Genomic DNA, 14,237 nt, shown 5'->3' on the forward strand with positions numbered 1-14,237 from the left:
AAGAGCGCGCCCCGGTTGCGGAGTGATTACGGGCGTTCCTCGCCGGGAAACGGGTCCGTTTCCTGCAACAACGGGCTGCCCGACATTCCGGACCACCACGCCGAAAGGTCGGGATACTCTGCCAGGAGCTCCGCCCCCACAGCAACCCGCGTCAGGTAATCCATGACCGGGGCCAGATGCAGATCGGCAAGGGTCAGATCCATGCCGTTCAGCACCAGCCCCTCCGCCGCGATGGTATCGAGAAGTTTCAGGCCGGGCCTGCCCGCTTTGATACCGGCCGCGACCTGATCGGCATCAAAGGGTTCATTCATCAGCGGTGCGTAGAAGCCGTTGGAGAAAACCTGCCGGACAAGCGGCCAGTACAGGCTGGTATCCACAATGCCAAAGACCTGATCCATCCGTGCGAGCGCCTGTGAGTCGTCGGGCAGCAGGTGCATGGCGCCACTGACCCGCGCCAGATAGCGCAGGATCGCCGCTGTCTCGGTCAGCGTGAAATCACCGTGGCGCAGAACCGGCACGCGGGCCAGTGGGGTGAAACGATCCAGCACGGAGGGATCGGAAAACGGGTCCACCTCGACATAGCTGGCCTGCAGGCGCATTTCGATCAGGGCAACCCGGACAATCCGCGTGTAGACCGAATGCCTGAACCCGATCAGCGTGAAACCGTCAGCCATGATCTTTGAGCAGACGCGCCTTTTGCCGCGACCAGTCACGTTTCGCCGAGGTCTCGCGTTTGTCGTGATTCTTCTTGCCCTTGGCGACGCCGATCTTGAGCTTTGCCATGCCACGATGGTTGAAATACATCACCAGCGGCACCAGCGTCATCCCCTTGCGCTGGGTGGCATTCCACAAATCCGCCATCTGCTTGCGCGAGACGAGCAACTTGCGCCGCCGCCTTTCTTCATGCTGAAACGTCTTTGCCTGTGCATAGGGCGCCACATAGGAGTTGACCAACCACAGCTCGCCCTCTTCCACAGCCGCATAGCTTTCCGCGATGTTCGCGCCGCCCTGCCGAAGGGATTTCACCTCTGACCCCTCCAGGATAATGCCGCATTCGATATCTTCTTCGATAGCGTAATCATACCGCGCCCGGCGGTTTTCGGCGATCACCTTGTAATTGGGATCAGATTTCGTGGCGGATTTGACCTGTGACATGCAGGCAGATGTAGAGCGCACCCCAAGCCAGCGCAAGGTTCGGCACCGCGCTTTCGCAGTTGCTTTGTCCTGAATACGGAAAGCACAAGCAGCATTGCTTACAACTTCGGGGAGAGTTCCCCGGATTTCCGCCAAACTTCCGCAGCAAGTGACGGCAGCTATCACGCGGCGGATATGGTCCACCCCTCGGCCAAGGGGTGCGCCGTTGCCGCGCGGCGTGTCCTGGCGGCGCATTCAAACGCGCATGAAGCGCCTGTTACCCGCGCTTCTGAGAGCGGCGCAGGTGATGCACGGCCAGCAGCAGCGAAAGCGTGGCAGCCATGCCGCCACCCCAGACAATGACGGGAATATGGTGGATATGGCCCAGCACCCGCGCCAGAACCGCCCCCACGAGATGCCCGACCAGGATGTAGAACAAAGCCCAGATCGCAGAAGAAACTGCGGTGATCGCGCCATAGCGGCGATAGGTGATCTCTGTCTGGGCCAGCGCCAAGGGAACCAATATCCGCATGCCGGGTATAAAGCGAAAGGACGCGGCAAACCGGCCGGGCTGGCTTCGGACCCTGCCCAGCAGGGCCGCAATCCGGCTTCCCGCCAGTTGACGCTGCACAAACGGGTGAGACCGGAAACGCCGTCCGAGCCAGAAAAACAATGTATCTGCAATCCAGGCACCTGACCCGATGGCAAGCAACACCGGGAAAAACGGCAGGACATGCCGGTGCACCAGCGCGCCGCCCATGATCGCAACGGATTCCCCTTCGATCCCACATCCAAGGAACAGAGCCGGCACGCCATAGGTGCTGACAAGGCTTTCCAGGCTCACGGCATCACCCTATGGCCAGGGACTGCCATGGCCCTCAATCGCCCAGTTTGGCGTGCACTTCGTCCAGGTCGATTTCGCCCACCGGCATCTTGTTGCCCGGATTCTCGAAATCATACTTGAACAATTCGAAGTCGCGTTTGTAGATTTCGCGCATCAGGTGCATCGACAGATCATCGAAATAATCTTCGACCGGATGGGCCCGTTTGGGGCCGTGCCCCTCGCTCTCGTTGAACCGCGGGATATCCGCAAGGCGGACCTGGTGGGATGTCTCGATCGCGTCCAGCACGTCCTGCATCCCGTCGTTGAATGCCTCGGTCCAGAAAATCTTGTCATAGCGCCCACCGTTCACGATGAAGGTGCTGACATGGCCGGACATGGCCGACCAGTGAATGTCGGGGTCCATCGGCCGCCGCCACCGGATGGTATCGCGGGCGAACAACAGGAACCTGCGGAAACTGGCAATCTGGTCGAACTCCTGCTTGCCGTCATCGCCGCCGACTTCGATGCCATACTTCTGGATCAGCAGGGGGACCAGGTTGCCGCGATAGCGTTTGCCGTTGCGCTGGATGCCGCAGATCTTGTCGAAGAACGAGCTCAGGATCCGGGTGTAGGGATTGCGCACGCAGGTAAAGGCGTAGGACTTGTGGCCCTTGACGTTCTCGGTGATCGGAAGTTGCGAGGCATCCAGCGCCCATTTGTGCAACCCGGACTGTGCATCATGGATGTCACCATCGAAGAATTCGCCGTGGTCGGAGTAGTACATGATCTGCCCGATTGTCGAACAGGCGCACTTGGGCACCACCCGATAGACCACGCTTTCGCTTTCCGTCATCCATGTTCCGGGAAACCCCATAGCCGACTGCCTCTCACTCGTTCTGTCATGACTGTTTTTAGCAACAGTTCTGAGTTGCCGCAAAAAAGCAAATAAATGCGGTTTATTCAATGTTGCTTCATCATTATCTAGGTAAACAATACAAGGTAAAGAGGCAGTTCGTTTCAGCCGTGGCCAAAATCGCTTACATACTGCTTTGTCACAAGGACCCGCTGGCGATCATCCGGCAGGCAGAGCGGTTGACGACGGCCGGCGACTATATGTCGATCCACTTCGACTCCCGGGCAAAGCCCGAGCATTACCAGCAGATCCGCGCGGCGTTGGACAATAACCCGAACGTGATCTTCGCGAAGAAACGTGTGAAATGCGGCTGGGGCGAATGGTCCCTTGTGCAGGCAACACTCAGCGCCCTGACCTCCGCCGTTGAGGCGTTTCCCCGCGCAACGCATTTCTACATGCTTTCCGGCGATTGCATGGCGATCAAGTCGGCGGAGTACACCCACCAGTTCCTTGACGACAACGATGCCGATTTCATCGAAAGCTTCGACTACTTCGAAAGCGACTGGATCAAGACCGGCTGGAAAGAGGAACGTCTGATCTACCGGCACTGGTTCAATGAACGGACCCAGAAAAAGCGGTTCTACTGGATGTACGAGATCCAGAAGAAACTGGGGCTGACCCGCAACATCCCCGCCGATCTGCAGATCATGATTGGCAGCCAGTGGTGGTGCCTGCGCCGCCGCACCGTTGAATGGCTGCTGGATTTTGTGAAAAAGCGCCGCGATGTCGTCCGTTTCTTCCGGTCCACCTGGATTCCCGATGAAACCTTCTTTCAGACGCTGGTCCGCCACCTGGTGCCCGAGGTCGAGATCCGCTGCCGCACCCTGACCTTCCTGATGTTCACGGATTACGGGATGCCGGTCAATTTCTACAATGACCATTACGAGCTGTTGCTCAGCCAGGATTACCTTTTCGCCCGCAAGATCAGCCCCGAGGCGCAGGACCTGAAACGCAGGCTCGGGCTGCTCTACGCCGCCGAGGGCGTCCAGTTCCAGATCAGCAACGAAGGCCGCGGCCTGTTCAAGTTCCTGTCAGGCCGGGGCCGGATCGGCCGCCGCTTTGCCACCCGTTTCTGGGAAACCGAAAGCACGCTGGGACGCGAACGGGAACTGCTGATCGTTGTCTGCAAGAAATGGCACGTCGCCAAAAGGGTCCTCGACCGCATCCGGCAGGTCACCAACGTCCCCGCGATCGAGTACCTCTTCAACGAAGAAGATACGACCCTGCCCGATCTGGGCGGCATCCAGAACACGCTGGAAAAACGCCACCGTCACCGGCGGGCCTTGATGCGGATGCTGTTCGACTATTTCGAAACCGACCGCATGATCGTCTGCATGGACCCGGGCAATATCGAGCTTCTGAACGATTTCGCCTCGGACCGGTCCATCACCCGCATTCTGGAAATCGAATGCCAGTTCACCGACGACTACCTGATCGGCCATGCGATGCGCGTGGGCCTTGCCGGGGAACAGACATCGCAGGACACGCTGGAACGCCTGTTGCCGACGATCCGCAACGACATGGTGCACGAAAGCGACCGCATCCGCGACGCCCAGTTCGAGAACCACATTCGCATCCGCGAGGCTGCCGATCCCGAGCTCAACGCCGAAAACCTTGAGAAATTCCTGAACATCTCCAAGGACAAGGCCCGCGAAATCGCCAAGACGGACTATCTGTTCGCAGACTGACGCAGATCATCGTTCTTTTGCCGGCAAACCGCCGCTTGGGGGAGCGAGAGGGCAAGCCGCCCCCTCACCGGAGCACCCGGATCACAACAGCGCGGTCACTTCTTTGCCCGCCAGCTCCCGATCCACCGCGACATACCCTGCCGTTTCTCCGCCAGATCATCCTCAAGCGCCTCAAGCGTCGGGTCGATCCGCGCCCGCCGGAACCGCCGCCAGCGCACCCAGATGGCATAGACGATGGCAAAGAAAAGCGTGAGAATGATGATGTTCAGCCAGGGGATGCCCTTGGAAGCGTCGGGCCCCTCGACCTTGCGAAGCGATATGGCGTTGGGAAACACCGTCAGGAACTCGTTGCGCCAGCCGTAGTGTTTGATCGCATACCATTCCGGCGCCGCCTCGGTCGATTTGGCATCCGCCGCCTCTGCCTGCAGGTTCGAAGTGTCGAACTTGAAATAGGGCGGCCAGCCCCAGCCTGTATCCTCGTTGCGATAAACCATGACGTCACCCTTGGCGCGCCGCGTCTGGATGAAGAACACATCCCGGTTCGCCAGCGTCCCGTCCGTTCCGATATCCGCCTGCGCCCAGAAGATCGAGTTCTCACCCGGATCGACGCGCTTTTCATAGGTATCGGTGACCCGGACGATATCCACCTGCGGCAGTGTGTAGTGGAAGAAGGCCGCCACCAGCACCCAGATGGTGATCCAGAAAACCCACTTGATAATCGCCATGTTGGCCCCTCTCAGGAAAAATTCGTCAGGTAAATGACCACGCCGACAACGACGACGGGTACGATATAGACGCCCAGGATCAGCTTGCGCCGGATCGACCCGTCATAGCGTTCAAGCCCGCGCTGCACAAAGGTGTCGCGGTCCACCAGCTGTTTGCCCTCGTACCACTTCTTGCGCAGCTTCGACCGCCGCACGCTGCGCGAATAGAACGACAGACAGACATAGATGATCGTCAGAACGACAAAGCCGATCACCACAAGACGCGCCAGTGCAAACATCTATCTCTCCCTCACCGCGCCCCAGGGGCCGACACGAGCGATCATGTCGGACACCGGATCGGGCTTGCGGGGGGCAGGCTCTTCCATCGGCGCATCATGGCCGAACAGCGCCGCCCGCGCACCCGCCTTGTCCATCTGATACTCGGCCACGAGGAAATCGGCAACATAGGCCTTCTTCGCATCCGGCCAGCGGGCATAGGTCTGATAGAACAATTCCTTGTGGCAGATGAACATCTGCCGCGCGTCCTTGGGGGCCAGTTCGGCCAGCAGCATGTTCACCAGCGCCGCGTCCTTGGTATCGCTCGCCCGCAGGGTATAGAAATAGGCCGGATGGTCCGAGGATATCCGCGGCCAGTTGCCGCCGTTCTCGGCCCAGTTCACCAGCGCGCCCAGCGCGTGGAACTCCTCCGGCAGCTTGTCCACATGCTCCCGCGCCAGACGCCGCATATCGGCGCGCGTGGCCCCGGTCAGGTCGCCGCCCTCATCCGCCACCGCGTCGATCAGGATGAAATCCATCTTCTGCCGCAGGATCGCCGCCGAGTTGATGCCCCGCGCCTCGACAATCGTTTCGGTCAGGCCGTTGTATTCGAAAAACTTCGCAAGCTGGTTCCGGTCGTCGGCGTCAAAGACATATTTGATCGGCAGATCGCCCAGATGATCCTTGCCAGAGGGGGCCACGACCGCCGGATGATCCAGATCCTGGAACAGATAGAGCCCGCCGAAATGCGCCGTCCAGAAATTCCGCTGGTCAAAGGACATCTGGCGCAGCCTGACCGGGTTGCGCACCACATCCCCGGTCTTGCCCGCCAGTTCGATCATCTGCGCGATCAGCACGTCGTCGTACCAGCCGTCTTTCTCGGTCTTGAACCGCTCGACCATCTGCCCCAGCTTTTCCGCGTCGCGCACCGTGCCTGCGGTGGTATCGGCCTCGACCTTCACCCGTCTTATGTCGAACAGCCGCGCGGGGGTTGAGACATCATAGACGCTGTTCACCAACTCTCCCGCCACCGCGTCACGGGCGGTCAGCGCGAACAACTGCGCCTCATTCTCGGCGATGAATTGCTGCAGGATGCCGCGCGAGGTGGAGAATTTCATGTTGAGCAAAGGCGCCGTGCGCTGCTCCATGCTCAGCAGGATGAACTGCCGGTTCACGCCCGCATGGTTGAGATAGAGGTGATCGCCCAGCTCGTCACCCACTTCGGGGGAATAGCCGGAGATGTCGATGTGGAAGTCAGTTTGGGTGGTGCGCTTGCCGGTCAGATGCTCCAGCGCACGGTTGTATCGGTCCACCAACGCGGGGGAGTCCACGTGGAAGAGGTTGCCGAACATGAGGCCGTAGCGGATGAGGCGGTTCATATTAAACGATCACAAGAAGGCACTGCAGCCTCCAATTAATGCAGGATTCAATTGACCCAGAGATATTCATTTCGCTCGGCCTAGTTTGTTCGCCAAGAAATGCTCAACCGGTTCAAGGGCATTCAAGAAGTCTTTTCGGAACTCGTCTTTCTCATCATCGAGTGAATCATAAAGTATGTCCCTCTTCTTCTTGAGTATCTTTTGATACTCAGCCGCCAGTTCTTGGTCCTCTCGGTAGTTCGCGTCGAGATAGTTAACGATGTAAATATAGAGTTCATGTTCGAGCGATTTGATCGATTTTACTATTTCGGACAGTTCTTTACCCCATAATGCGTCCGCTTCGATTAGTAGTGTATCTAATTCGACGCGCGAGGTTCGATGCTTTTCCCATCTGCGAGCGTAGGCTTGAACCACGCCCTGACTTCGACGTTGAGAAGCTGTGAGTTCAATTTCTGGCTTAGGATCAAGCTCCATTTCAGCATGTGGCATGGCAGGATGACGTACGGAGTAGAGAGAATTTCGATAGTTGTAGACACTAACTAGGATTCGCCTTGCAAGGTCGCGATCAGCTTGCCATTTGGCCTGATCCTGCCAAGTACCAAGGCCTTTCCAAGCCGCAATGGTTGCACCCCATGCTGCGCAAGCAATTAGGAGTGTTGCCAGAGCGGTTACAGCATCTGATATGTTCACAGATGCGCTCACCCTTCCCTACCCCCCAAATACCGCTTCTTCGCCTCTTCCATCCTCCCCATCTCCCGCACGGCGTTCTCGATCGCCACCTCGTCCGACTTGTCGGCATAGCGGAATTCGCTGTCGGCGTAGCGGTTGATCTCCTGTATCACCATCTCCACCGTGATCGGCTGGCGCATGTCCTCGATCATCGCCTTCTTCGCGTCATACCCCTTGAACAGGAACAGATCGGGGTTCTCCATCCATTCATCGGGCAATTCAAAGTCCATCGCGCGGACCTTGACCGCATCCGTGATGTTCTTGATCGCGCGGCCCGTGAAGCGTTCGTCGGCCTCCCGGATGCCCTTCAGGTACGTCCCCAGCTTGTTGATCGTATCCAACTCCCCGATCTCCCCGCGCACCGCTTCGTAGACGCGCAGCAACCCCGCCTCATGGGGCCTGGAATGGGATTCAAACGAGGCCGCCACCGCCTTCTTGATCGCCTGCGCCTCGAACACGTTGTGATCGCCCAGCGGGATATCGTGGTTCTTGCCCATCAGCAGAAACAGGATGTCGACGTAATCCTCCCGCGTCTGCGGCCCGTCCACAAGGAACCGCGCCCCGGCACGCTGGCGCAGGGCATCGTCCACGTTCTCGGGGTAGTTGGAGAACATGCCGAAGGTGCAATTGCCCCGCACAACCGTATTGGCCCCCGCAAAGCTTTCCATCAGCACCGCCGTGATCTCCAGCTGGCCCGCGCTCGACTGCCGGTCGCCGCGCTTGCCGGCCAGCTGGTCGATATCGTCGATGGTGCCAAAGCCGATCACGCTGGGGTCGATGATGTTGTTGATAAAGGCCTTGGCGTTCTGGCCCGATTTGCCCTGATAGCTGTCGATGTTGTCCGTGCTCAGGTTCTGATAGCGGAACGGATAGCCCGCGTTGCCGCAATATTCGCTGATCAGCCCTGCCATCATCTGGATCAGCGTGGTCTTGCCCGTCCCCGGCGCACCGTCACCCATGAAGGTAAAGATGAACCCGCCCAGATCGGCAAAGGGGTTCAGGCGGCGGTCGAAATCATAGGCCATCAGCATCTTGGCCAGTTTCATCGCCTGATATTTGGCGATGTGGTTGCCCACGACCTCATTCGGCTTCTTGAAGGTCATGGTCAGCTTGGTGGACTTCGCCTTGGAGGCAGGGCTGAACCCGGCAATTGTGAAATCATCCGCCTCGACACGCCAGGACGCGCCCCTGAACCCTTCAAGGCGCGGGGCGGTCTGGGCGCGCAGGGCGACCTTCTCCATCAGCGCCTCGGCAAAGGCGCTGACCGTGGCCACCAGCCGCGCATCGTCCTGCGCATGCGCCGCGATGTCCTGATCCAGCTCCCACAACGCGCCATGCAGGGCGGTCTGGCCGTTGTCTGTCAGCACCTCATCCACATCGCCGACCTCGACCGTCGTTTCGGACAGATGCGACGACAGCAGATAGGCGGTGGCGTTACCGAAGACATAAAGCGTCACCAGCGCCTCCGCCGCCAACAATTCGGAAAACTCGGACTTGCGCGCGGCAGGCAGAGACCCTTCCAGGTTCGCGCGTTTCAGATCGCCGAGCCCGGATTGCTCCGCCACATTCTCGGCTACGGCCAGCGCGATGGCTGTGGCGCGGCGCAGGGCGTGCATCACGGTGGCCTGCAGGGGCGTGACCAGCGTGTCACCATCATCCGCCCCTTCGATCCGCGCCAGCAGCTGCACCGCACCGCTGGGCGTGGTCCGCCGCGTGGCCAGACCCGGCGTCGTGCTGCGGAACCGCCGCCGCGCGCCGATGCCCGGCGACCGCTCTGACCGGGGCACCTCATCCGCGGCCTTGCCGATGCGCGGCGCGTGGTCGAACCCCTCCAGCAGGGAGAGTGCCACGCTCACGTGCTTTGCAATATCCTCTTCCCGAAGCTCCATCGCGTCAGATGTCTGGCTCATATCTCAAACTCATTTTCATTGTTCAATAAATACACTCTTCCGGCACGACGTCGCTAATATCGAAGAACACGTCCTTTCGGGCTGACCACATATTTCCGCACCGAGGCAAAGCCGGGGGGGCGTTTTTCCTCCAGCACCTGATAGGGCCGCTGGGGCAGGATGATGCTGCGCTCCGTCCGCGTGGCGCCCAGGTCCGGCCCCTGCACGCCAAATGGATCAAGCGCGAAGACTTCCCGCTCGACCGTCGAGAACCAGCCCGATTTCTCTTCGATCACCCGGTCGCTCACCAGTTCTTCCTCGGTCCAGACCAGCGCCCAGTCCTGGCCCGCAGGCGCATTCGCCTCTGCCAGAACCTCGCGCAGAGGGCCCGCCTGCCGGGTGTAGGCGTGGCTGTACATCGGCCCCAGATGGAACCGGCGCAGCCGTTTGGGGTGCAGATCGTCAAAGTCCTGATCAAAGCCGCGCGCGATGGTCAGCAGTTTCAGCCCGCCCAGCGCCTGCGCGCTCAGATGGGCCTGCACCTCCGGCCAGCGGCGTTCATCCTTGGGCAGACCGATCCGGCCGGAATCCTCCAGTTCCATCAGATAGATGACCGGCAGGTTGACCTCTGAATCGTAAGTGGCCCAGTGCAGGCGGAATCGCCTGCGCCCCTCGCTCACATTGCCCAGCCAGGCCGCCTGCGGATCATTCTGCACCCAGAACAGATCACCCCGCGCCAGTTCCGCATAATACATCCGCTGGGACAGGGCGAATTGCAGCTTGGTGGGAATTTTCCGGTCGCCGAGAATGGTCTGCACCATCTCATCCTTCAGCCGCGCCTCGGTCGGCATGTTTTCCAGGTGTTTGGCGGCCTGCTGCGCGTCATTGGCCATGGTCATGATTTCCGCCGCCACCGGAAAGCCGCTGTCGCGGTTGTCCATTGTCAACGAACCAAAGAAGCGGCCCGTCTCGCGCCCCACCAGCAGGTACTTGTAGCTGAGCGCACGGAAACTATGGGTCAGCTTGGCGGCATAGCGGGTGAGAATGTCGATTTCATCCCGGTCCAGCGCCCCTTCGGCCTCCATCACTCCGGCCACATGCAACATGTGCTGCATGATGCCTTCGAACTTGGCGAAGTAGCGGCGCGACGCGAAGGTGTCGGTGATGCCGACGTGGTCTTGCGAAAGCGTAAGATCAGCCATCAAAAAAGCGTCTTTTCAGAATGAGCCAGTTTAACTCCCGGCTACACGTCCGGATGATAAGGAACACGGCAATCAACAACCCCAGAGCATAGAAATTGGCTCCAATGCCGATATTGAAGACAACCACCAGAAGGGGCGGAAGGCCAACAAGCGAAATACCAATCAACAAGTCGCGCCTGCCTCGGTCGGAAAGCAAGTTTCCCGAATGCCTGTTCCTGTATTCCTTTTCAGCCGCCATACTGATTGCTGTCATGTTTCTCGATGATCGCGGCAAACCGCCGTGCGAAACGCTCATCCGCCTTGGCCTTGGCCTCAAGAACTTCACGCGCGAACACCATGTGATCCTCGTGTTTCTCCATCATCTCGGCCATGCGGGCGTTGGTGGCGGCGCCGATCCCGGCCATGGCCGATTGCGCCTCCTGGTCCGTCTTCACACCGATCTCGTTGATGCGGTGGGCAACGTCCTGCTGTTGGGCGGTTTTCAGCGATTTGGTCAGCGCGTCATAGAGCACCACGCGCTGCTTTGTGTCCGTCTGCAGTTTGTTGATCAGCACCATCTGCGTCGCCGCCTGGTTCTGCAGGGAGTCGATCCAGGTCTTGCCCTTTTCGATATAGCGCTCCAGCGTCTGGGACTTGGCCAGCTTGACCTGCTCCTCCTGCACCAGCGCGTTGTACTTCGCGTTGGCCTCTGCCAGCTCGGTTTCCAGCTTGGTACGTTTCGCGGCATCCGCTTCTGACGCGATGGCGTTTTCCAGCTTGATGATGTCCGGGTCCATGCCGCCGATATCGGCACGGATGGTTTCCAGCTCTCCCACTGTCAGCTCGCGTTCATCCAGCGTCTCGCTCAGGTTGCTTTCGACCTTGACCTTCTGCTCTTCCAACATCGCCAACTGCCCCTCCAGCAGTTGGACGATCACGTCGGATTTGCTGATCAGATCCTGCAACTTGTCGTCGATCGAGGCAGAGCGCACCCGTTCCTGCCGCATGCTGTCCGCCTTTGCGCGGGAGAAGATACCGATAAAGGTTTCCATCCCCGTCTTGTTGCGCATCTCGTCGAAATCGCGGCTGAACCCGGCGGTGACATCGTCCAGGCCCATGATCAGTTCGGCGATGTTCGCGTTCATCACATCGGTATGGGCGTGGACATCTTCCAGAGACGCGTTCTCGATGTCGATCATCGCATCGTCACCCGTCTTCAGCTTGGCCCGCGCTGTCTCGATCCGGCTGGTCAGCTCTGCAATCTTGGATTGCGCCTGTGCGACCTGCGCCTGGGATTCCTTGACCTGTGCATCCAAATTCGACATTAAAGTCTCCGCTTTCCAATAAGTTAAAGTACACGTAGGTAATGTTATGGCAATTTACATCACCCACACCCGCAATTTAAGCAGAGTGTGGCAAAAGCCCATGCCCTTGAAAAGAGGGCATTGAGTCAGGTCAGTGGCCAGCGCAGGGTCACAACATGCCCTTTTTCACCGGAATGCGAGGTCAACTCGCCCCCCAGCTGCTGCGCTGCCGCCTGCATGATGCGCATCCCCAGGCCGGTTCCGACGATGGTCTGAACGCCCCCCGCAGCAGGCGGCCCGCCGTCGTCGGCACAGATCAGCACATAGCTTTCGCCTTCAATCTTGCCGGTGATGTCGAAAGCCCCCTTGTCACGCCCCTCGAAGGCATATTTCGCAGCATTCGCGATGGCCTCGTTCACGATCATTCCGACCGCTGAGGCAGCCCGGGACTGGAGCTTGCAGGGTTCCACCTCATGACGCACATGGATGCCCTGCGGCATCTGCGCCGACGCCGTCTGAACCACCCGGTCAAGAAAGCCGCTCAGATTTACCATGGCACCCGCATCGGACAGATACAGTGCCTCATGCAGGTTGCTGACCATGGCCAGCCGTCCCTGTACAGCCTCCAGCGCCTCGCGCGCCTCGTTTGTCTTGACCGAACGCGTCTGGATGCGGATCAGCGCCTCCAGCGCCTGAAGGGAGTTCTTGACCCTGTGATCGACCTCGCGGCGCAGCATCTCCGCAGCACCCAAGGCTTCACGCAGCTCAAGATGACGCATCACCTGCTTTGCCAGGATCTTCAGCGTGGTGCGCTGCATTTCTGTCAGCACCCTCGGCACACGGTCCAGAACACATAATGTGCCCAACGCCACGCCATCGGCCGATGTCAGCAAAGCCCCCGCATAAAACCTGATCTGCTCATCGCCTGTGACAAGCGGATTTGCAGCCGTGCGCGGGTCATTGGTTGTGTCCTGAACCTCCAGATAATCGCCGGACTGGATGGCATGCGCACAAATGCTCATCTGGATGGGGGTTTCCGTCACATCCAGACCCTGAACCGCCTTGAACCACTGACGATCCTTTTCGACCAGCGACACCAATGCGATGGGTGTCCCGCATATCTCGCCCGCAAGTCGTGCGATTTCATCGAAGCCTTCCTCGGGCGCCGTGTCCAGGATGTTGTATCCGCGCAGGAGCGCAAGGCGGATCTCTTCATCGTCAATCAGCTTGTCTTGCATCCAGGCTCTTTCATTGCCGCGCCGCATCCTGAAGAATTGGCCCGAACGTGAATTTCACATCGGTATTGTTGAACTGATCTGCCGGGTCAAGGTTGATCGGGCGCTTACCTCCGGGCAGGCAGGACCCCTCCTTCGGGCGCAACCTGCGCAGGATCCGCAACCTGACCGGCCAGGGCAGGGTTCAGCCGCCCAGCACAGCCCGGACCATGTCGCTTTCAGGATCGGCCAGGGCATCGATCACGTCAAAATGATGCTTGCCCTCGACAACGACCTGCCGCGCTCCCCAGACCCGCGAGAGCTGTTCGGACTGTTCAAGAAAGGCGGGCCGTTCATCCGCACCGACCCAGACGGTCACATTGACGCCATGCGGCGGGCTCATGTTGACCGGGCTTTCCGCCTGTGCCTCTGCCGCGTCGATCCCCAGAATGTCGTTCATCGATGTCTGCATCAGCGGTGCAAGGTCGGCAACGGCGGAAATCGGGGCAATATTCGCGATCCGGTCGCGCACCTCGGATGGCAGCACCAGCGGATCGGTCATCCGCGACACCAGATGCCCGCCTGCCGAATGTCCCGCAAGCGACAATGTGCCGAATGTCCGCCTGGAAATCTCGGTAACGGCGGCGGCAATCTGGGTGGTGATTTCACCGATGCGCACGTCGGGGCACAGATCATAGGACGGCATGGCGACAGCCCAGCCGCGCGACAGCGGCCCCGCAGCCAGATGGGACCAATAGCTGCTGTCGAATGCCTTCCAGTAACCGCCATGAACAAAAATCACGGTCCCGCGCGACACGCCTTCGGGCTGAAAGAAATCAAAGACCTGCCTGTCAGAAGGGCCATATGACACCCCGATTTGCGCCCGCGCCCCCAGCTCCTGGCGAAAAGCAGCAGCTGCTTTTTCCCACTTCGGAGGGTATGTTTCAGCGCCCTCGATATGGCCGGAATTGTCATAGGCATCGTCAAACTGCGTCATAAGTCG

Annotated in this window: 15 protein-coding genes; 1 reads left to right on the forward strand and 14 read right to left on the reverse strand. The window is 59.5% G+C overall.

Annotated features, from left to right (window positions below; translation table 11 throughout):
- Positions 1 to 26: 26 nt before the first annotated feature.
- The 4 genes from O4H53_RS18290 to O4H53_RS18305 all read right to left on the reverse strand — a co-directional run bounded on the left by O4H53_RS18290 (position 27) and on the right by O4H53_RS18305 (position 2,831).
- Positions 27 to 674, reverse strand: a complete 648-nt coding sequence (locus O4H53_RS18290) for a glutathione S-transferase family protein (RefSeq protein WP_269366082.1) — start codon at positions 672 to 674, stop codon at positions 27 to 29.
- Positions 667 to 1,155 carry an SsrA-binding protein SmpB gene (gene smpB / locus O4H53_RS18295; protein ID WP_269366140.1) on the reverse strand — a complete coding sequence of 163 codons (489 nt, stop codon included), beginning with the start codon at positions 1,153 to 1,155 and terminating at the stop codon, positions 667 to 669. The genes O4H53_RS18290 and smpB overlap by 8 nt, the downstream gene beginning before the upstream one ends.
- A gap of 256 nt (positions 1,156 to 1,411) precedes the next feature.
- Positions 1,412 to 1,978, reverse strand: coding sequence for a DedA family protein (locus O4H53_RS18300; RefSeq protein WP_269366084.1), 567 nt, complete (start codon positions 1,976 to 1,978; stop codon positions 1,412 to 1,414).
- A gap of 34 nt (positions 1,979 to 2,012) precedes the next feature.
- Positions 2,013 to 2,831 carry a sulfotransferase family protein gene (locus O4H53_RS18305; RefSeq protein WP_269366085.1) on the reverse strand — a complete coding sequence of 273 codons (819 nt, stop codon included), beginning with the start codon at positions 2,829 to 2,831 and terminating at the stop codon, positions 2,013 to 2,015.
- A 149-nt stretch (positions 2,832 to 2,980) separates the two neighbouring features.
- On the opposite strand from O4H53_RS18305, the gene O4H53_RS18310 reads away from it, so the two are divergent.
- The gene (locus O4H53_RS18310; RefSeq protein WP_269366087.1) at positions 2,981 to 4,558 is read left to right on the forward strand and encodes a DUF5928 domain-containing protein; all 1,578 of its coding nucleotides are present in this window, start codon (positions 2,981 to 2,983) and stop codon (positions 4,556 to 4,558) included.
- 95 nt (positions 4,559 to 4,653) lie between these two features.
- Here O4H53_RS18310 and O4H53_RS18315 read toward each other — a convergent pair whose 3' ends face one another.
- The 10 genes from O4H53_RS18315 to O4H53_RS18360 all read right to left on the reverse strand — a co-directional run bounded on the left by O4H53_RS18315 (position 4,654) and on the right by O4H53_RS18360 (position 14,231).
- Positions 4,654 to 5,283, reverse strand: a complete 630-nt coding sequence (locus O4H53_RS18315) for a DUF1523 family protein (protein WP_114273776.1) — start codon at positions 5,281 to 5,283, stop codon at positions 4,654 to 4,656.
- An 11-nt stretch (positions 5,284 to 5,294) separates the two neighbouring features.
- Positions 5,295 to 5,561, reverse strand: a complete 267-nt coding sequence (locus O4H53_RS18320) for a hypothetical protein (protein ID WP_114273777.1) — start codon at positions 5,559 to 5,561, stop codon at positions 5,295 to 5,297.
- Positions 5,562 to 6,917 (reverse strand): DUF6638 family protein, encoded by a 1,356-nt coding sequence (locus O4H53_RS18325; protein ID WP_269366089.1) that lies wholly within the window; start codon positions 6,915 to 6,917, stop codon positions 5,562 to 5,564.
- A 66-nt stretch (positions 6,918 to 6,983) separates the two neighbouring features.
- Positions 6,984 to 7,607 carry a hypothetical protein gene (locus tag O4H53_RS18330; RefSeq protein WP_269366091.1) on the reverse strand — a complete coding sequence of 208 codons (624 nt, stop codon included), beginning with the start codon at positions 7,605 to 7,607 and terminating at the stop codon, positions 6,984 to 6,986.
- 8 nt (positions 7,608 to 7,615) lie between these two features.
- Entirely contained in the window at positions 7,616 to 9,556 is a 1,941-nt protein-coding gene (locus O4H53_RS18335) for an ATP-binding protein (RefSeq protein ID WP_269366093.1), read from the reverse strand.
- Between the two features lie 53 nt (positions 9,557 to 9,609).
- Entirely contained in the window at positions 9,610 to 10,737 is a 1,128-nt protein-coding gene (locus tag O4H53_RS18340; RefSeq protein ID WP_269366095.1) for a hypothetical protein, read from the reverse strand.
- The gene (locus tag O4H53_RS18345) at positions 10,730 to 10,990 is read right to left on the reverse strand and encodes a hypothetical protein (RefSeq protein WP_269366097.1); all 261 of its coding nucleotides are present in this window, start codon (positions 10,988 to 10,990) and stop codon (positions 10,730 to 10,732) included. Before O4H53_RS18345 ends, O4H53_RS18340 begins: the two co-directional genes overlap by 8 nt.
- Positions 10,965 to 12,041 (reverse strand): hypothetical protein, encoded by a 1,077-nt coding sequence (locus tag O4H53_RS18350; protein WP_269366099.1) that lies wholly within the window; start codon positions 12,039 to 12,041, stop codon positions 10,965 to 10,967. The genes O4H53_RS18345 and O4H53_RS18350 overlap by 26 nt, the downstream gene beginning before the upstream one ends.
- Positions 12,042 to 12,166: 125 nt before the next feature.
- The gene (locus tag O4H53_RS18355) at positions 12,167 to 13,258 is read right to left on the reverse strand and encodes a histidine kinase dimerization/phosphoacceptor domain -containing protein (RefSeq protein WP_269366101.1); all 1,092 of its coding nucleotides are present in this window, start codon (positions 13,256 to 13,258) and stop codon (positions 12,167 to 12,169) included.
- A 181-nt stretch (positions 13,259 to 13,439) separates the two neighbouring features.
- Complete coding sequence (locus O4H53_RS18360) at positions 13,440 to 14,231, reverse strand: alpha/beta hydrolase (protein WP_269366103.1); 792 nt, start codon at positions 14,229 to 14,231, stop codon at positions 13,440 to 13,442.
- Positions 14,232 to 14,237: the final 6 nt, after the last annotated feature.

Source organism: Sulfitobacter sp. G21635-S1, from assembly GCF_027213915.1.
Lineage (GTDB): Bacteria > Pseudomonadota > Alphaproteobacteria > Rhodobacterales > Rhodobacteraceae > Sulfitobacter.